Source organism: Stenotrophomonas sp. Y6 (genome assembly GCF_022436665.1).
Classification (GTDB): Bacteria; Pseudomonadota; Gammaproteobacteria; order Xanthomonadales; family Xanthomonadaceae; genus Stenotrophomonas; species Stenotrophomonas acidaminiphila_A.
Map to the genome: position 1 here is coordinate 114011 of NZ_JAKUKB010000001.1, position 16438 is coordinate 130448.

21 protein-coding genes are annotated in these 16438 nt (G+C 70.3%); 5 read left to right on the top strand and 16 right to left on the bottom strand.

Annotation, left to right across the window (positions count from 1 at the left end; genetic code table 11):
* Nucleotides 1-136: 136 nt before the first annotated feature.
* Both MKP15_RS00555 and asd read left to right on the top strand, forming a co-directional pair.
* The gene (locus tag MKP15_RS00555) at nucleotides 137-784 is read left to right on the top strand and encodes an SCO family protein (protein WP_054664799.1); all 648 of its coding nucleotides are present in this window, start codon (nucleotides 137-139) and stop codon (nucleotides 782-784) included.
* A complete protein-coding gene (gene asd, locus MKP15_RS00560) occupies nucleotides 781-1623 on the top strand; it encodes an archaetidylserine decarboxylase (RefSeq protein WP_240211454.1) in 843 nt (280 codons plus the stop codon). The genes MKP15_RS00555 and asd overlap by 4 nt, the downstream gene beginning before the upstream one ends.
* Nucleotides 1624-1938: 315 nt before the next feature.
* Here the strand turns inward: asd and hflX are convergent, their stop codons facing one another.
* From hflX to rlmE, 7 genes are all read right to left on the bottom strand, one after another.
* Nucleotides 1939-3249, bottom strand: coding sequence for a ribosome rescue GTPase HflX (gene hflX, locus MKP15_RS00565; RefSeq protein ID WP_104938548.1), 1311 nt, complete (start codon nucleotides 3247-3249; stop codon nucleotides 1939-1941).
* Between the two features lie 14 nt (nucleotides 3250-3263).
* Nucleotides 3264-3539 carry an RNA chaperone Hfq gene (hfq, locus tag MKP15_RS00570; protein ID WP_104940170.1) on the bottom strand — a complete coding sequence of 92 codons (276 nt, stop codon included), beginning with the start codon at nucleotides 3537-3539 and terminating at the stop codon, nucleotides 3264-3266.
* A 90-nt stretch (nucleotides 3540-3629) separates the two neighbouring features.
* Nucleotides 3630-4583 (bottom strand): tRNA (adenosine(37)-N6)-dimethylallyltransferase MiaA, encoded by a 954-nt coding sequence (gene miaA, locus MKP15_RS00575; RefSeq protein ID WP_240211455.1) that lies wholly within the window; start codon nucleotides 4581-4583, stop codon nucleotides 3630-3632.
* Nucleotides 4583-5479: a dihydropteroate synthase gene (gene folP / locus MKP15_RS00580; protein WP_240211456.1), complete on the bottom strand. Its 897-nt coding sequence runs from the start codon at nucleotides 5477-5479 to the stop codon at nucleotides 4583-4585. The genes miaA and folP overlap by 1 nt, the downstream gene beginning before the upstream one ends.
* On the bottom strand, nucleotides 5479-5658 hold the full coding sequence (locus MKP15_RS00585; RefSeq protein ID WP_240211457.1) for a hypothetical protein: 180 nt from the start codon (nucleotides 5656-5658) through the stop codon (nucleotides 5479-5481). Before MKP15_RS00585 ends, folP begins: the two co-directional genes overlap by 1 nt.
* A 178-nt stretch (nucleotides 5659-5836) precedes the next feature.
* Nucleotides 5837-7759 (bottom strand): ATP-dependent zinc metalloprotease FtsH, encoded by a 1923-nt coding sequence (ftsH, locus tag MKP15_RS00590; protein WP_104938545.1) that lies wholly within the window; start codon nucleotides 7757-7759, stop codon nucleotides 5837-5839.
* Between the two features lie 55 nt (nucleotides 7760-7814).
* Nucleotides 7815-8450, bottom strand: a complete 636-nt coding sequence (gene rlmE, locus MKP15_RS00595; protein WP_152985088.1) for a 23S rRNA (uridine(2552)-2'-O)-methyltransferase RlmE — start codon at nucleotides 8448-8450, stop codon at nucleotides 7815-7817.
* Nucleotides 8451-8508: 58 nt separating this feature from the next.
* Between rlmE and yhbY the strand changes: the two genes are divergently transcribed.
* Entirely contained in the window at nucleotides 8509-8814 is a 306-nt protein-coding gene (gene yhbY, locus MKP15_RS00600; RefSeq protein ID WP_056932407.1) for a ribosome assembly RNA-binding protein YhbY, read from the top strand.
* A gap of 17 nt (nucleotides 8815-8831) precedes the next feature.
* On the top strand, nucleotides 8832-9203 hold the full coding sequence (locus MKP15_RS00605) for an Mth938-like domain-containing protein (RefSeq protein WP_240211458.1): 372 nt from the start codon (nucleotides 8832-8834) through the stop codon (nucleotides 9201-9203).
* Nucleotides 9204-9291: 88 nt separating this feature from the next.
* Here the strand turns inward: MKP15_RS00605 and MKP15_RS00610 are convergent, their stop codons facing one another.
* The 5 genes from MKP15_RS00610 to surE all read right to left on the bottom strand — a co-directional run bounded on the left by MKP15_RS00610 (nucleotide 9292) and on the right by surE (nucleotide 12743).
* Nucleotides 9292-9519 (bottom strand): hypothetical protein, encoded by a 228-nt coding sequence (locus MKP15_RS00610; protein ID WP_104938543.1) that lies wholly within the window; start codon nucleotides 9517-9519, stop codon nucleotides 9292-9294.
* Between the two features lie 358 nt (nucleotides 9520-9877).
* Nucleotides 9878-10663, bottom strand: coding sequence for a peptidoglycan DD-metalloendopeptidase family protein (locus tag MKP15_RS00615; protein WP_240211459.1), 786 nt, complete (start codon nucleotides 10661-10663; stop codon nucleotides 9878-9880).
* The gene (locus MKP15_RS00620; RefSeq protein ID WP_104938541.1) at nucleotides 10660-11274 is read right to left on the bottom strand and encodes a YqaA family protein; all 615 of its coding nucleotides are present in this window, start codon (nucleotides 11272-11274) and stop codon (nucleotides 10660-10662) included. The genes MKP15_RS00615 and MKP15_RS00620 overlap by 4 nt, the downstream gene beginning before the upstream one ends.
* A gap of 18 nt (nucleotides 11275-11292) precedes the next feature.
* Entirely contained in the window at nucleotides 11293-11967 is a 675-nt protein-coding gene (locus tag MKP15_RS00625; protein ID WP_240211460.1) for a protein-L-isoaspartate(D-aspartate) O-methyltransferase, read from the bottom strand.
* Nucleotides 11964-12743, bottom strand: coding sequence for a 5'/3'-nucleotidase SurE (gene surE, locus MKP15_RS00630; protein WP_240211461.1), 780 nt, complete (start codon nucleotides 12741-12743; stop codon nucleotides 11964-11966). The genes MKP15_RS00625 and surE overlap by 4 nt, the downstream gene beginning before the upstream one ends.
* Nucleotides 12744-12916: 173 nt before the next feature.
* Between surE and MKP15_RS00635 the strand changes: the two genes are divergently transcribed.
* The gene (locus MKP15_RS00635; RefSeq protein WP_161613160.1) at nucleotides 12917-13456 is read left to right on the top strand and encodes a Smr/MutS family protein; all 540 of its coding nucleotides are present in this window, start codon (nucleotides 12917-12919) and stop codon (nucleotides 13454-13456) included.
* Nucleotides 13457-13639: 183 nt separating this feature from the next.
* Here MKP15_RS00635 and truD read toward each other — a convergent pair whose 3' ends face one another.
* From truD to ftsB, 4 genes are all read right to left on the bottom strand, one after another.
* Nucleotides 13640-14689, bottom strand: coding sequence for a tRNA pseudouridine(13) synthase TruD (truD, locus tag MKP15_RS00640; protein WP_240211462.1), 1050 nt, complete (start codon nucleotides 14687-14689; stop codon nucleotides 13640-13642).
* 151 nt (nucleotides 14690-14840) lie between these two features.
* Nucleotides 14841-15338 (bottom strand): 2-C-methyl-D-erythritol 2,4-cyclodiphosphate synthase, encoded by a 498-nt coding sequence (gene ispF, locus MKP15_RS00645; RefSeq protein WP_240211463.1) that lies wholly within the window; start codon nucleotides 15336-15338, stop codon nucleotides 14841-14843.
* A 52-nt stretch (nucleotides 15339-15390) separates the two neighbouring features.
* On the bottom strand, nucleotides 15391-16086 hold the full coding sequence (ispD, locus tag MKP15_RS00650; protein WP_104938535.1) for a 2-C-methyl-D-erythritol 4-phosphate cytidylyltransferase: 696 nt from the start codon (nucleotides 16084-16086) through the stop codon (nucleotides 15391-15393).
* Nucleotides 16083-16433 carry a cell division protein FtsB gene (gene ftsB / locus MKP15_RS00655; protein WP_104938534.1) on the bottom strand — a complete coding sequence of 117 codons (351 nt, stop codon included), beginning with the start codon at nucleotides 16431-16433 and terminating at the stop codon, nucleotides 16083-16085. The genes ispD and ftsB overlap by 4 nt, the downstream gene beginning before the upstream one ends.
* Between the last annotated feature and the right edge of the window lie 5 nt (nucleotides 16434-16438).

Genomic DNA, 16438 nt, shown 5'->3' on the forward strand with positions numbered 1-16438 from the left:
AGCCGAAACTGCGGCGATGTCCCGGCATCGGGCCGCAACGCCCCGGCAAGCAGCCGCCAGCGCGCACGGCCACCGCCCCCGCAGACCCGCGCCCCGCCCTGGCGGGGCCGCCACCACCCCTACGGAGAAACGGTCCATGTTCAACCGCAATACCGGCATCGTCCTGGCCATCGCGCTGGCGGCAGGGCTGGGCCTGTTGCTGGCGCAGAAGGTATTCGGCCCGGCCGGCAACGGCGGCCACCAGGCCGGCTCGATCATTTTCTACCCCACGCCACGGCCGCTGCCCGATTTCAGCCTCAGCCAGTCCGACGGTACCCGCCTGATTCCCGGTGAGCTGCGCGGGCACTGGACCCTGGTGTTCCTGGGCTTCACCTCCTGCCCGGACGTGTGCCCGACCACCCTGTCCGAACTGGCCCTGGCGCAGAAGCAGTGGGAGCGCATTCCCGAAAGCCTGCGCCCGCGCGTGGTGTTCGTGTCGGTCGATCCCGAGCGCGACACCCCGGCACGGCTGGGCGAATACGCCCATGCCTTCCACAAGGACACCCTGGCCGCCACCGCCGACGTGCCGTCGCTGGAGCGCTTCGCCACGCCGCTGGGCCTGGTGTTCCAGAAGGCCCCGGGAAAGAACTACAAGACCAACCCGAACGACTACAGCATGGACCACTCGGCCAGCATCGCGGTGCTCGATCCCGAGGGCCGGCTGGCCGGGCTGATGCGCCCGCCGTTCGACCCGAAGCTGATCGCCAGCGACCTGACCAAGCTCACCGGAACCACCGCACCATGAGTCTGTTGACCACGCTCACCCATGCCCTGCCCCATCGCCTGCTGTCGTCGATGGCGCGCTCGCTGGCCTATTCGCGCAACCCCCGCGTGTCGCGCTGGCTGATCGACACGGTGACCCGGAAGTTCAACGTCAACCTGGCCGAGGCGGCCGACCCGGACCCGCGCAGCTATTCCAGCTTCAATGCCTTCTTCACCCGCGCGCTGGCCCCCGGCGCGCGCGTGGCCGATGCCGACCCGCGTGCGCTGCTGATGCCGGCCGACGGGCGCATCAGCCAGCTCGGCGCGATCGAGGACGGTCGCATCTTCCAGGCCAAGGGCCAGTCGTTCACCGCCGCCGAACTGCTCGGCGACGCCAGCGCTGCCGAACCCTTCGCCAACGGCCTGTTCGCCACCGTGTACCTGTCGCCGCGCGACTACCACCGCGTGCACATGCCCTGGACCGGCACCCTGCGCGAAACCGTGCACGTGCCCGGGCGCCTGTTCAGCGTCGGCCCGGCCGCGGTGGCCCACGTGCCACGCCTGTTCGCCCGCAACGAGCGGCTGGTGTGCCACTTCGACACCGACTTCGGCCCGATGGTGCAGGTGATGGTCGGCGCGCTGCTGGTCAGCGGCGTGGAAACGGTCTGGAGCGGCGAGGAAATCCCCGCCTACGGCGACCGCATCACCCGCAAGGACTGGCGCGGCAAGGGGATCACGCTGGAACGGTTCGCGGAGATGGCCCGCTTCAACTACGGCTCCACCGTGATCGTGCTGCTGCCGCCGGGCGTGGCGCGGTTCGATCCCGCGTTGAAAGCCGAAAGCCCGGTACGGCTGGGGCAGGCACTGGCACGGCTGACGTAATGACCTGTTCCGGCGCGGCCACATCGCGACGCGTAGCGACGCGCTCACCCCGCTGGCGCCCTGGCGTCAGTGAGGCGCGGTGCGCTTCATCCATGGCCCCACCGTGATCGTGCTGCCGTCGCCGGGCGTGGCGCGGTTCGATCCCGCGCGGAAAGCCGAAAGCCCGGTGCGACCGGGGCAGGCACTGGCGCAATTGAAGTTGCATCTCCCAAGACGGACGAAGCGCCGCCAGCGGAAACCGCCAGCACAATGACGAAACAGGAGCGACTCACGTCGCTCCTGTTTCGTTTCCCATGCAAGTCCATCGTGAACGACTCACCACTCCGGTTCGCGCTCCGGCAGCAGCGCGCGGATCACCGCGCCGTCGGCGCCTGCGGCCAGCTTCTCGGCCTCGGCGATGGGAATGTCCACGTCGATCAGCCAGCCCTCCTCGTCGGCCTGCTCGCTGCGGATGACCTCGAGCTGGTGCAGCCGCGAGCGCAGCCGGCCAGCGCCCGGCGGCAGGCGCACGCGGCCGGTGACGTGCTGCAGGCCCAGGCGCTTGCCCAGCACCGACTGCAACAGGTCCAGGCCGCGACCGTCGCGCGCGGAGATCCACACCCGCTCGCGGCGCGCCTCGTCCGGCACGCCGTCCTGCGCGTCGTGACGCACCTCGGCGCCCTCGATGCGGTCGATCTTGTTGAACACCAGCAGTTGCGGCAGCTCACCCGCGCCCACCGCCTCCAGCACTTCGTCCACCTGGGCGATGCGTTCCTCGCGCAGCGGATCGGCGGCGTCCACCAGATGCAGCAGGAAATCGGCCTCGCGTGCTTCACTCAGGGTCGAGCGGAACGCCGCCACGAGTTCGTGCGGCAGGTCGCGGACGAACCCCACGGTGTCGGCCAGCATCGCGTTGCCGCCGGGCAGCGCGATGCGGCGCACGGTCGGGTCGAGCGTGGCGAACAGCTGGTCGGCGGCGTAGGCGCCGGCACCGGTCAGCGCATTGAACAGGGTCGACTTGCCGGCATTGGTGTAGCCCACCAGGGCCACGCGCGGCATTTCGCTGCGCACGCGTGCGCGGCGCATCTGGGTGCGCTGCACCTCGACTTTTTCCAGGCGCTTCTGCAGCTGCTCCACCCGCTTCTGCAGCAGGCGGCGGTCGGTTTCCAGCTGGGTTTCGCCGGGGCCGCGCAGGCCGATGGAACCGCCGCGCTGGCGCTCCAGGTGGGTCCAGCCGCGCACCAGGCGGGTGGCCAGGTGGCGCAGCTGCGCCAGTTCCACCTGCAGCTTGCCTTCATGGCTGTGCGCGCGCTGGGCGAAAATGTCCAGGATCAGCCCGGTGCGGTCGATCACGCGCCGCTCCAGGAACCGCTCCAGGTTGCGTTCCTGCACCGGGGTCAGGGCATGGTTGACCAGCACCAGGTCGGCACCGGTGGCGTCGGCCATGGCCTTGACCTCGTCCAGCTTGCCGCTGCCGATCAGGGTGGAGGGGTTGGGGCGGTCGATGCGCGCGGTCACGGTGGCCGCGATGCTGGCACCGGCCGAGCGGGCCAGGTCGGTGAACTCTTCCAGCACATCCTCTTCCAGCCGCCCTGCGTGCGGCTGGATCAACAGCGCGTGTTCGCCTCGTTTGGAGCGGTCAAACACGCGCCACGTCCTGCTTATTCGTTGTCGTCATCGCCTGCCTGACTGCTGTCGGCCGATTGCACGTAGCCGCCGCCCGGCCCAACGCGCACGTTGCGCGCCGGCACCACGGTGGAAATGGCGTGCTTGTAGACCATCTGGCTGACCGTATTGCGCAGCAGCACCACGAACTGGTCGAACGACTCGATCGTGCCCTGCAGCTTGATGCCATTGACCAGGTAGACCGAAACCGGCACGCGCTCGCGGCGCAGTGCGTTCAGGAACGGGTCCTGCAAGGATTGCCCCTTGGACATCTTCAACTCCTCATTATTGTTCTTATCGACCCGGGCCATGCGGCTTCCCCTGCCTGCCCGGAACCGGGATGTTACACCGCCCGGCGCGCTTCATCGCCCCAAAAACAGGGAAACCGCGTCCTGCAGGCGGCCGTCGTCGGTGGCCGGATCGAACCAGCGCGCATCCAGTTCGCCGCGCAGCCAGGTCAGCTGGCGCTTGGCCAGCTGGCGGGTGGCGAAGATCGCCTTGTCGCGGAAGCCGGCGGCCGTGTCCTGCCCGTCCAGGAACTGCCAGGCCTGGCGGTAACCCACCGCGCGGATCGCCGGCAGGTCGAGCGGCGCCGCCACCCCGGCCATCTGCGGCAACGCGCGCAGGCGCCGCACCTCGTCGAGGAAACCCGCCGCGAGCATCAGGTCGAAGCGGCGCTCGATGCGGGCGTGCAGCAGCGCACGCTCGGCCGGTGCCAGCACCAGTTTGAGCACGCGCGCCGGCAGCCGGGCCACACCGGGCTGTGCCTGCCAGTGGCTGATCGGCTTGCCGGTGAGCCGGTACACCTCCAGCGCACGCTGGATGCGCTGCGGGTCGGTCGCGTGGATGCGCCGGGCCGCGGCCGGATCGACCCGGGCCAGCTGCGCATGCAGCGCCGGCCAGCCCAGGGCGTCGGCGTCGGCGGCGATCTGCGCGCGCAGCGCCGGGTCGGCTTCGGGCATCGGCGACAACCCCTGCAGCAGCGCCCGGAAGTACAGCCCGGTGCCGCCGGCCAGGATCGGCAGCCGGCCGCGCGCGACGATGTCGCGTACCGCGGCGGCGGCATCGGCGGCGAACTCGGCCGCCGAGTAGCCCTGCCAGGGGTCGCGCAGGTCCAGCAGGTGATGGGGAATGCCGGCACGCTCGGCCTGGTCGGGCTTGGCCGCGCCGATCTCCAGGCCGCGGTACACCAGCGCCGAATCGACGCTGACGATCTCGCCACCGTGGCGCCGGGCCAGTTCGATCGCCGCGGCGGTCTTGCCCGACGCGGTGGGGCCCATCAGCGCGATCGCCAGCGGCCGCGTGTCGACCGCCATCAGTCCTCGTCCGGCCAGCGCGGCGGCGGCGCACGCTCGCTGCGCCCGGCCGGTACCGCATCGAGCGCGGCCAGTACCTTGAGCGCGTCGACCGTGGCCGCGACATCGTGCACGCGCACGAGGCGCGCACCGCGCTGCACCGCCAGCAGGTGCGCGGCGACCGAGCCGGCCACGCGTTCGGCGGCGACGGCGCGGCCGGTGACGTCGCCGATGCAGCGCTTGCGCGACAGCCCGGCCAGCAACGGCACGCCCAGCGCCAGCAGTTTTTCCTGCGCGGCCAGCAGCGCGAAATTCTGCGTGGTGTCCTTGTTGAAGCCGTACCCGGGATCGACCACCAGCCGGTTGCGGGCGATGCCGGCCATCTCCGCGGCGAACAGCCGCTCGGCCAGGAAACGCTGCACGTCGCCGGCGACATCGTCGCTGGCCCATGCCACCCCGGCATCGTACGGGCCGCCCACCGCATGCATCAGCACCACCGCCGCGCCCGCGTCGGCCACCGTTTCCAGCGCGCCCGGCTGGCGCAGCGCCTGCACGTCGTTGACCATGCCGGCGCCGGCCGCCAGCGCCGCGCGCATCACGTCGGGCTTGAAGGTATCGACGCTGACCGGCACCGGCGTGCGCGCCACCAGTGCCTCGATCACCGGCACCACGCGCTCGATCTCCTGCTGCGCCGACACCTGTTCGGCGCCGGGCCGGGTGGATTCGCCGCCGATGTCGAGGACATCCGCGCCCTGCTCGACCAGCGCCAGCGCGTGGGCGACGGCCGCCTCGGCACTGAAATGCCGGCCGCCGTCGGAGAACGAATCCGGGGTGACGTTGACGATGCCCATCACCCGCGGGCGGTCCAGCCACAGCGGCCGCCCGGCACAATCCAGCACAGGTGCGATATCGAACATCAGCGCCGGCTCCTGGCCCGGACCACGCTGCCGAGCACACTGAGCGCCACGCCCAGCACGATGCCGATGAAGATGCCCGCCAGGTAATGGCCGGTCTTCACCCCGAAGGCGACGCCGGCCACGGTGGCGATCACCATTTCCGGGATGTGGGTAGACGTCTTGGGAGAAGGTTCGTTCATGCTGCGAAGGGTAGCGGAGGATGGGAGGAAAATACCCCGGTCGTCATCCGACCGGCCGTGGCAGCGGCCGATGCGCCCCCAGGGCGGGAGGGCCGCGGTACACCCGCGCCAGGCCGGGCATAAAAGCAACGGGCCGGGAAAACCCGGCCCGTCGTGCGTGCATGGCAACGGCGGTGGCTCAGTGCTGGCCGGCCGGGTCGGTGATCGGCGCCACCGGGCGCTCGTCGCCGCCCTTGTCGCCGTCGGACGGGTCGCTCTTGCCCTTGTCCACCCAGCCGGCCGGCGGCGAAGGCTTGCGGCCTTCCATGATCGCCTTGACCTGCTCGGCGTCGATGGTTTCCCAGTCCAGCAGCGCCGCGGTCATCGCTTCGACGATGTCGCGCTTCTCTTCCAGGATGCGGCGCGCCACGTTGTACTGCTCGTCGAGGATGCGGCGGATTTCCGCGTCCACCTTCTGCTGGGTGGCCTCGGAAATGGTCTTGCTGTGCATGCCGTAGCCGGCTTCCTCGTCGGCATAGACCATGGTGCCGAGCACGTCGGACATGCCGTACTTGGTGACCATGCCACGGGCCAGCTTGGTGGCGCGCTCGAAGTCGTTGGAGGCGCCGGTGGACATCTCGCCGACGAAGATCTCCTCGGCGATGCGGCCGCCGAACAGGATCGCCAGCTCTTCCAGCATGCGGTCCTTGTACTTGCTGATGTGGTCGTGCTCGGGCAGCTGCCAGGTCACGCCCAGCGCCCAGCCGCGCGGCATGATGGTGACCTTGTGCACCGGGTCGGCCTTGGGCAGCGACATGGCGACCACCGCGTGGCCCGACTCGTGGTAGGCGGTATTGCGGCGCTCGTCCTCGCGCATGACCATGCTGCGGCGCTCCGGACCCATGTAGATCTTGTCCTTGGCGTCCTCGAAGTCCTGCATGCTCACTTCCTGCTTGCCGCGGCGCGCGGCGAACAGGGCGCCCTCGTTGACCAGGTTGGCCAGGTCGGCGCCGGAGAAGCCCGGGGTGCCGCGCGCCAGCACTTCCGGCTTGACGTCGTCGGCGGCCGGCACCTTGCGCAGGTGCACGCGCAGGATCTGCTCGCGGCCCTTGATGTCGGGCAGGCCGACCATGACCTGGCGGTCGAAGCGGCCCGGGCGCAGCAGCGCCTTGTCGAGCACGTCCGGGCGGTTGGTGGCGGCGATCACGATCACGCCCTCGCCGCCCTCGAAGCCGTCCATCTCGACCAGCATCTGGTTCAGGGTCTGCTCGCGCTCGTCATGGCCACCGCCCATGCCGGAGCCACGATGGCGGCCGACCGCGTCGATCTCGTCGATGAAGATGATGCACGGGGCGTGCTTCTTGGCCTGCTCGAACATGTCACGCACGCGGCTGGCGCCGACGCCGACGAACATCTCGACGAAGTCCGAGCCGGAAATGCTGAAGAACGGCACCTTGGCCTCGCCGGCGATGGCGCGCGCCAGCAGGGTCTTGCCGGTGCCGGGCGGGCCGACCATCAGCACGCCGCGCGGGATCTTGCCGCCGAGCTTGGTGAACTTGGACGGGTCACGCAGGAAGTCGACCAGTTCGCCGACCTCTTCCTTGGCCTCGTCGCAACCGGCCACGTCGGCGAAGGTCACCTTGATCTGGTCCTCGCCCTGCAGCTTGGCGCGCGACTTGCCGAAGGACATCGCGCCCTTGGCGCCGCCGCCACCGCCCTGCATCTGCCGCATCATGAAGATCCAGAAGCCGATCAGCAGCAGCACCGGCAGGAACTGCAGCAGGATCGACCAGAAGCTCGGGCCGCTGGCCGGCTTCATGCGCACGATGTCGACCTTCTTGGTGTAGAGCTGGTCGATCAGCTTCTCGTCGCGCGGCGCGTACAGCGAGCCCTCGCTGCCGTCGCTGCGCTTGAAGCGGATGGCATTGGTGGTCAGGGTGGTGTCGTCGGTGAACTCCACCGACTTGATCCGGCCCGCGTCCACTTCCTGCAGGAACTGGGTGTAGTTGCTGGCATCGCTGGCCACGGGCGTGCCGCCGCGCGGGGCGAAGCTCTGGAACACCACCATCAGCACGACGGCGACAACCACCCATAGCAGGAGGTTCTTGGTCAGGTCGTTCATCCTCATCGGCTCCGGTGTTCCTCTAATTTCTGACGCGATTCGTATGGTGTCGAGCTTACTTGATCTGCGTGCGCTTGCCCTGCCCGAGCGCATAGACCTCGGGCGAGCGCTTGCGCGAGGCTTCCGGCTTGCGGATCACGACCTTGTCGTAACGGCGGCGCATTTCCCGCACGTAGTCGTCAAAGCCGACGCCCTGGAACAGCTTGATCAGGAACGCCCCACCCGGCTTGAGATGGTGATCGGCGAAATCCATCGCCAGCTCCGCCAGGTGCATCATCCGCGGCTGGTCCACCGCATCCATGCCACTCTTATTGGGGGCCATATCCGACAGGACAAGGTCTACCGGCTGGCCGCCAAGCATGGCCTCGAACTGGGATAGGACGGTTTCTTCCCTGAAGTCACCATGAAGGAACTCCACGCCGGCCAGCGGCGGCATCTCCAGGATGTCCAGCGCCAGTACGCGGCCGCTGTCGCCCAGCTGTCTCCGCACCTGCTGCGACCAGCCGCCTGGCGCCGCGCCGAGGTCGACCACCACCATGTTCGGCTTCAGCAGCCGGTCGCGCTGGAGCAGCTCCTCCAGCTTGTAGGCGGCGCGCGAGCGCATGCCCTCGGCCTGCGCCTTCTTCACGAAGGGGTCGGAGAAATGCTCCTTCAACCAGCGTTGACTGCTCTTGCTGCGGGACATCGGAATGCGGCCTGTAGGGGTGGTCATGATACCCTGAACCCCCTTGATAACCCGTAATCACTGCATGTCCATCGTTCTCACCCCGGCCCAGAACCGATTCCTGCGCGGCATGGCCCACGATCTGAAAGCACTGCTGCAGATCGGCGGCAAGGGGGTCACCCCCGCCTTCCTGGCGGAACTGGACGAGGTGCTGGAACGCCATGAACTGATCAAGGTGAAGATCGCCGCCGAGGACCGCGAGGCGCGCGAGGCGATGGTCGCCGAGCTGGTCCAGGCCAGCGGCGGCGCGCTGGTCCAGCGCATCGGCCATGTCGCCGTCCTGTACCGCCCGGCCCGGGAAAAGCGCCAGATCGTGCTGCCCCGCGGCTGACCCGCCGAGAAGCCAAGATGCAACTGAGCCGCGAACTGCCCGACTACATCTATGCCCTGCGCTCGGCCGACGGCCGCCAGGCCCGGGTCAACGACCAGACGCTGGCACGCAGCTTCATCCTGTCCCCCGACCGCTTGATCGAAGACTGGTCGGTAAGCGCGGTCGGCCGGCTGAGCGTGGCCGACCTGGCGCCCGCGCTGGAACAGAACCCGGCCGTGTTCATCCTCGGCACGGGCGAGCGCCAGGTGTTTCCGCCGGTGGAGGTCATGGCCGCCTGCCTGACCCGCGGCATCGGCATCGAAGTGATGAACAACGCCTCGGCCGCGCGTACCTTCAACGTGCTGGCCGGCGAAAACCGCCGCGTGGTCGCGGCCTTCATCCTGGAGTGACGCCTGGCGTCACGCGGCCTGGGACTGCTGGCGTACGCACCTTCCTGTTTTCTCATGCGGGGCAAGCCCCGCCTCTACAGGCCGGCGTTCAGCGCAATGGCTCGCCCTTGAGCCAGCAGACGAACAGCAGCGCCACGACCACACCCGCATTGCAGGCGACGAAGCGGGCCGGAGCAGCGGCCGGCGGAAAGATCACGAAACCGGCCACCAGCAGCGCGGCCGCACTGGCATAGGCGAGCCATCCCTGCCACGCCAGCGGCCAGCCCCAGCCCCATCCATGCTCCTTGGCGGCGAACCAGTAACGCGATTTGCCCATGCGCTCCTCCATCACCCGGCACCCGACCGACGCAAATATCCTTGACCGCGGCGCGGCCCGGGGCCGCTGGCCGCGGAATCCCCCCTGACACCGGCCGCAGGCGGCGTTTCAGGCGGATGCCGCGCCCTGCGCTGCAACAGCCCGGACAGGAGCGGGCCTGCCCCGGCCATCAGCGCCCGCAGTACTCAGCGCGGCGGCGGCCACGCATCCTGCCACCGCTGACGGCGCGGGTCGAACGCCGCCAGCACGACATGCAACGGAAGCAGGGCGGAACACGTGTGCTTATGCCGCCGGCCAACGCCCCCCGTTCCTCCGCGTGCCATCATGGAGCCGCCTGCGGCAACCCGCATTCGGCCGGCTACTTCTGCGGCAGGTACTGCAGCGGATCCACCGGCTTGCCGTTGTAGCGGATCTCGAAGTGCAGCATGTCGCGCGAGGTGCCGGTGCGGCCCATTTCCGCGATCTGGTCGCCGGCCTTGACGTTCTGCCCCTCGTTGACCAGGCGCTTGCGGTTGTGGCCGTAGGCCGACAGCCACTGCTCGTTGTGCTTGATGATGATCAGCTCGCCGTAGCCGACCAGACCGGCACCGGAATAGACCACCACGCCCGGGCCGGCCGCGCGTACCGGCTGGCCGCTGCTGCCGGCGATGTCGATGCCCTGCTTGGTGGTCTCGCCGGCGACGAAGCGGCCGACCAGCGCGCCGTCGGCCGGCCAGCGCCAGCCGATGCCGCTGTTGGCCGGCGCCGGCGTCGCCGCGGGCGGCGGCGCCGATGGCCGCGTGGCAGTCGCGCTGCCGCTGCCGGCCGCCGGGCGCGTGGCGGTGGCGCCGCCCGGATACAACCGCAGCGTCTGCCCCGGGTAGATCGCGTTGGGATTGGACAGGCCATTCCACGCCGCCAGGTCGCCCGGGGTGATGTTGTGGATGCGCGCCAGCGCGTACAGCGTGTCGCCCCGGCGCACCACCGCGGTCTGGCCCGGCTTGGGCACGGATGTGCGCGGCGTGGCCGCGGCCCGGGACGCGCTGCTGCCGGAAGGCTTGACCACCGTGGCGGTACCGCAGCCTGCCGCCATCGCCACCAGCAGCAGTACCGCCATGCCGGCGACCGCCCTGGAAGCGCCCTTGATCCTTACCTCTGCATTCATGCGAATTTCGCCCTCCATACCAGCCAGCCCACCAGGCCGGCGACCAGCGCGGTCGCGATCCAGCCCAGCGGTTCGATCCAGCGCCGCAGCGCATCGGCCGCGCGCGCGCCGCCGAAGCGGATCACCGCCGCCAGCACGTATACGCGCTTGCCGCGCCCGACCAGCATGCTCAACACGTACTGTGGCAGCGGCACCCCCACGATACCGGACGCCCAGGTGAACACCTTCATCGGGATCGGCATGAAGCCGCCCAGCACCAGGAAGGTGAACACCGCCCACGGCGATTCGACCATCTTCGCCTGCAGCGTGGCGATGCCCGACTCGATGGCCGGCAGCATGCCCAGCGCGGCGAACAGCGGCTTGATCGCCTCGAACGCATAGTGGCCCAGCGCATAGCCGACCATCGCCCCGACCATCGAGCCGGCCAGGCTCAGGGTGGCGAAGCGCCAGCCCTTGCGCGGCTGCGCCACGCACATCGGCATCAGCATCACTTCCGGCATCACCGGGAAAATGATGGCCTCGATGAAGCTCAGCACGGTCAGGTAGGTGGGCGCGCGCTTGTGGCTGGCCCAGTACAGCGCGCGGTCGTACAGCGGCCCGAATATCTTCATCGTCGCGGGTTTCCCGTGTCAGTCCAGCAGGCCCGAGAGCAACGGCACGAAGCTGACCGGCGCCAGTTCCTCCTGCACGATGCCGTCCGCCTGGCGGGTAAGTTGCAGCAGCACCTGCCCGCCGGGGCCGCCGACCGGCGCCACCAGGCGGCCACCCACGGCCAGCTGTTCGATCAATGCGTCCACCAGCGCCGGTGCCGCGGCGGTGACGACGATGGCGTCGTAGGGGCCGTGCTCGGGCCAGCCGATGCGGCCGTCGTCATGCTTGCTGCGGACGTTCATGCCCAGTTGGCGCAGGCGCTTGCGGGCCTGGCGCAGCAGGTCGCCGATCCGCTCGACGGTGAACACCTCCAGCCCGACCGCGGCCAGGATCGCCGCCTGGTAACCCGAGCCGGTACCCACTTCGAGCACCGTCCTGGGCGCCACCTGCAGCACCGCCTCGGTCATGCGCGCCACCACCCAGGGCTGGGAGATGGTCTGGCCGTGGCCGATTGGCAATGCGGTGTCCTCGTAGGCGCGCGAGGCCAGCGCCTCGTCGATGAACAGGTGCCGCGGCACCACCCGCACCGCGTTGAGCACGCGTTCGTCGCCGATGCCCACCTCGCGCAGGCGATCGACCAGGCGGTCGCGCACCCGCTGCGAGGTCATGCCGCTGCCGACCGCCTCCGGGGACAGGCGCAGGCGTGGCGTCATGCCGGGCGCTCCAGCGTCGCCGACAACCCGCCCACCCAGCTGGCCACCTTTTCCAGCGCCTCGTAGCGGGTCAGGTCGACCTGGATCGGGGTGATCGAGATATGGCCGGTGCGCACCGCATGGAAATCGGTACCGGGGCCGGCATCCTGCTCGGAACCGGCCGGACCGATCCAGTACACGGTATTGCCGCGCGGATCGGTGGCCGGGATGCAGGCCTCGGCGCGGTGGCGGTTGCCCAGCCGGGTGACCTCGAACCCGCGGATCTCGTCCCACTGCAGGTCCGGCACGTTGACATTGAGGATGGTGTCGGCGGGCAGCGGGTCGGCCTTCAGCCGCGCCACGATCTCGATGGCCGCGCGCGCGGCGCTGAGGAAATTCCTCGCCTCGTGGCGCTGGGTCACCAGCGACACCGCAACCGACGGCAGGCCGAGGAAGCGCCCTTCCATCGCCGCGGACACGGTCCCGGAATAGATCACGTCGTCGCCGAGGTTGGCGGCGTTGTTGATGCCCGAGACCACGATGTCCGGCTCGTGTTCCAGCATGCCGGTCAGCGCCAGGTGCACGCAGTCGGTCGGCGTTCCGCTGACCGCGCAGGTGTAGTGGTCGATCCGGCGCAGCCGCACCGGCTGGTCCAGGGTAAGGGAATTGCTGGCGCCGGAGCGGTCGCGGTCCGGTGCCACCACGGTGACCTCGTGGCCGGCATTGCGCAGCTCCTCGGCGAGCATCCTGATGCCGGGGGCGTCCACGCCGTCGTCGTTGCTTACAAGTACGCGCATTGAAGACCTGAATCGCTGAATCCATGACGGCGCTCCCGCAGCCCCGCCGTCTACCGCCATCCCGCCGGCGTGCTGCACGCCGGCCGGCATGGCCCGATCCGGCATGATACCGGAATGCGCCCACCGCCTTCCCGTGACGCTCTCCCCATTGCCGCAGCCGTTACGCTATGCACATGTCGCACCCAGAAGACGAAGACGACGGCGCCCTGTTCCGCTCGGCGATCGGCGAGGTAACGCCGCTGCGCAAGGTGGATGCGCCGGCGATCAGCCGGCCACGGCCGAAGCCGCGCGCGCGCATGGCCGAGCAGGACGAGGCCCAGGCGCTGGGCGAGTTCGCCCGGCTGCTGCATTCCAGCGCGCCGCTGGAAGCCGGCGACGTGGCCAGCTACCGCCGCGACACCCTGCCGGCGCGCATGTTCCAGCGACTCAGGCGCGGCCAGTACTCGGTGCAGGACGAACTGGACCTGCACGGCGCCAGCGTCGCCCAGGCCGAGCACCTGCTGCGCGAGTTCCTGCTGGAGGCGCACGCGCACGACCACGGCTGCGTGCGCATCATCCACGGCAAGGGCCTGCAGTCCGATGGCGGCGCGCCGGTACTCAAGAACCTGGTGGACCGTCTGCTGCGCCAGCGCAACGACGTGCTCGCGTTCCACTCCGCGCCGCCGGCGCAGGGCGGCACCGGCGCGGTGCTGGTGCTGCTGGCGCGGCGCTGAGCGGCGCCAGCCCGCCAGCGATCCATCGCGCGCCGGCGGCGGGCGCGACGCGGCCGCCAGGCGCAATGCGTCCGCCTCCCGCCAGGCGATGCGCCACGGCCCCTTCTCCTTCCGCGGGCGCGCGTAGCGGCTGCGCGCGCGCCGCCCCACACGCCGGGAGGCGCCACGCGGAGAACCTCCGGCTTACGCCGGGGCGACGGTATCGGCGCGGCTGGCGTCGGCCACGGGCCCCAGTTCATGCAGCACCGCGGTGGCGTAGCAACCTGGTGGCAACGCGAAGGCAAGCTCCAGTACGTCGTCCTGCAGCCAGGCATGGCGCATCAGCGCCGGCCGCAGCCGCAGCGCGCGGCGCTCCTGCTTGAGGCCGGCCTGCTCCAGGCCGGCGCGCAGCGCCAGCGCCTGCTCATCGGCCAGCGCGGCCTGCTCCAGGGCCAGCGCGGCACCGGCGGTGCGCAGCTCACCCGCGCCCCACAACGGCCCGCTGGGGTGGATGTCGAACCGCGCCAGGCGTTCGGCCAGCGCCTCGCTCATCGGCTCGGGACCGAACACCGAACGACTGCCGTCGAGCATCCACACCTCGCCGTCCAGCGCAGCGTCCCAGTTGCCCTGCTCCACCCGCGCGGCGAGCACCCGGTTAAACAGGGCCGAGCGCGCCGCCGACAGCAGCATGGAGCGCTGGTCCTTGCGCACCCGGCGGCCGCCGAACATCGCCAGCGCCGCCGGCACGTTGCCGCCATCGCGGCCGAAGCGCTGTTCGCCGAACCAGTTGGGCAGGCCGCGCGTGGCGATGGCCTGCAGCCGCGCCTCGATCGCATCCCGCCCGCCCTGCACCCCGCGCAGCACCAGGGTGAAGCGGTTGCCGGCCAGCGCACCGCGCTGCAGCTTGCGGTTATGCCAGGTGGAGGCGAGCACATGCACCTCGTCCGATTCCAGCAGCGCCAGGTCCGGCGCGACCCGCCTGGGCAGATGCACGCTGAAACGCTGCGTGGTCACCGCATGCCGGTCCTTCTGCCCGGCGTAGCTGACGCCCATTTCCGGCACCCCGGCCCACTGCGCCAGCTGCCTGGCCACGGCCACGGTGTTGGCGCCGCGCTTGCGGATGTCCAGCAACAGGTGCTCGCCCTCGCCGCTCGCCTCGAAGGCAGGCAGTTCATCGACCTGGAAGTCCTCCGGCACGCTGCGCATCGACGCGCTCAATACCGGGGCGCCATAGGCAAGGGGAAGATCCATCATGTCGGTCCTGAACAATGGCCCGGCCTGCCTGCCGCGGGCGCGCCAGTGACGGCGGGCCTGCCGGGGCAACCCGTGCGGAGGGCGGCGCTGCTGCCGGCGCCGCGCCGGGCGACGCCCGGTCGCGGCCGGCGACACGCCTGCGGAATGGAAATCATGCGGGAAGCAGCAGCACCACCGCCTGCGCGGCGATGCCTTCCTCGCGGCCGGTGAAGCCCAGCTTCTCGCTGGTGGTGGCCTTGATGCTGACCCGGTCCGGCGCCACGCCCAGCAGTTGCGCCACCGTCTCGCGCATCGCAGTCGCATGCGGGCCGACCTTGGGCCGCTCGCAGATCACGGTGATGTCGGTGTTGCCCACCTGCCACCCGCGCGCGCGCAGCAGGCCGTTGCAGTGGCGCACGAAATCACTGCTGTCCGCGCCCTTCCAGCGGTCGTCGCTGGGCGGGAAGTGCTGGCCGATGTCGCCCAGCGCCAGTGCCCCCAGCATGGCGTCGCACAGGGCATGCAGGATCACGTCGCCGTCGCTGTGGGCGAGCACCCCGCAACGGTGCGGCACGCGCACGCCGCCGAGCATGACGTGGTCGCCTTCGCCGAAGGCGTGCACGTCATAGCCCTGGCCGATGCGGATGGGGGGAAAAGCAGAAGGATTCATGGCGTCGGATCAGGTTGTGGTTCAGGCCCGCGCGGGCGGCGCCGGACGGGCGTCAGCCACGCCGCGACAGCTCGAACTCGAAGCGGGCCAGGTCGGCCGGGGTGGTGACCTTGAAGTTGCACTCGTCGCCTTCGACCAGCAGCGGTCGCGCGCCCTGGCGCTCCATGGCCATGGCCTCGTCGGTCACCTCGACACCGGCGCCGGTCGCTTCCAGCAGCGCGCGGGTCAACTGGTGGCGGCGGAACAGCTGCGGCGTGAGCGCGCGCCACAACCGCTCGCGTGGTTCGGTGCGGTCGATGCCGCCATCGTCGCCGGCGCGCTTGAGGGTGTCGCGCACCGGGGCAGCGAGGATCGCGCCGACCGGATCGGCGCGCCCCACCTCCAGCAGCCGGCCCAGGTCGGCGGCCGGCAGGTTCGGGCGCGCGGCGTCGTGCACCAGTACGAAGTCGTCGGCACGCACGCTTTCCGGCAGCGCCTGCAACCCGGCCAGCACCGAGGCGGCACGGGTATCGCCACCGGTGCAGGTCAGCACCGGCTTGCCAGCGAAGTCATTCCAGCCCGGCCAGTCGGCATCGTGCTCGGCGATGGCCACCATCACCCCGGCCACGCCGGGGTGCGCCAGCAGCGCCGCCAGCGTATGCGCGAGCAGCGGTTCGCCGGCGGCGAGCAGGTACTGCTTGGGCACCGGGCCGCCGAAGCGGGTACCGCGACCGGCAGCCGGCACCACCGCCCATACCTGGGTGGTCATGGCACGACCTCCTGGGTGGCGGCGTCGTGCGCGCCCGGCTGGGCAACGCCCGGCCGCGCCACCGGGGCGTCCTCGACCACGCGGTAGAACTTCTCGCCGGGCTTGATCATGCCCAGTTCGCTGCGCGCCCGCTCCTCGATGGCGGCCTCGCCTTCCTTGAGGTCCTTGACCTCGGCGGCGAGCGCATCGTTGCGCTGCTGCAGGCCCTCGTTGTCGCGCTTCTGGTTGGCGACCTGGGCCTCGAGCATCATCACCTCGCCCGAATTGCCCGGCCCGAACCAGAAGCGGTACTGCAGCAGCGCCAGCAGTACCGCGAGCACCAGCAGCAGCCAGCGCCAGTCACGCATCGGCG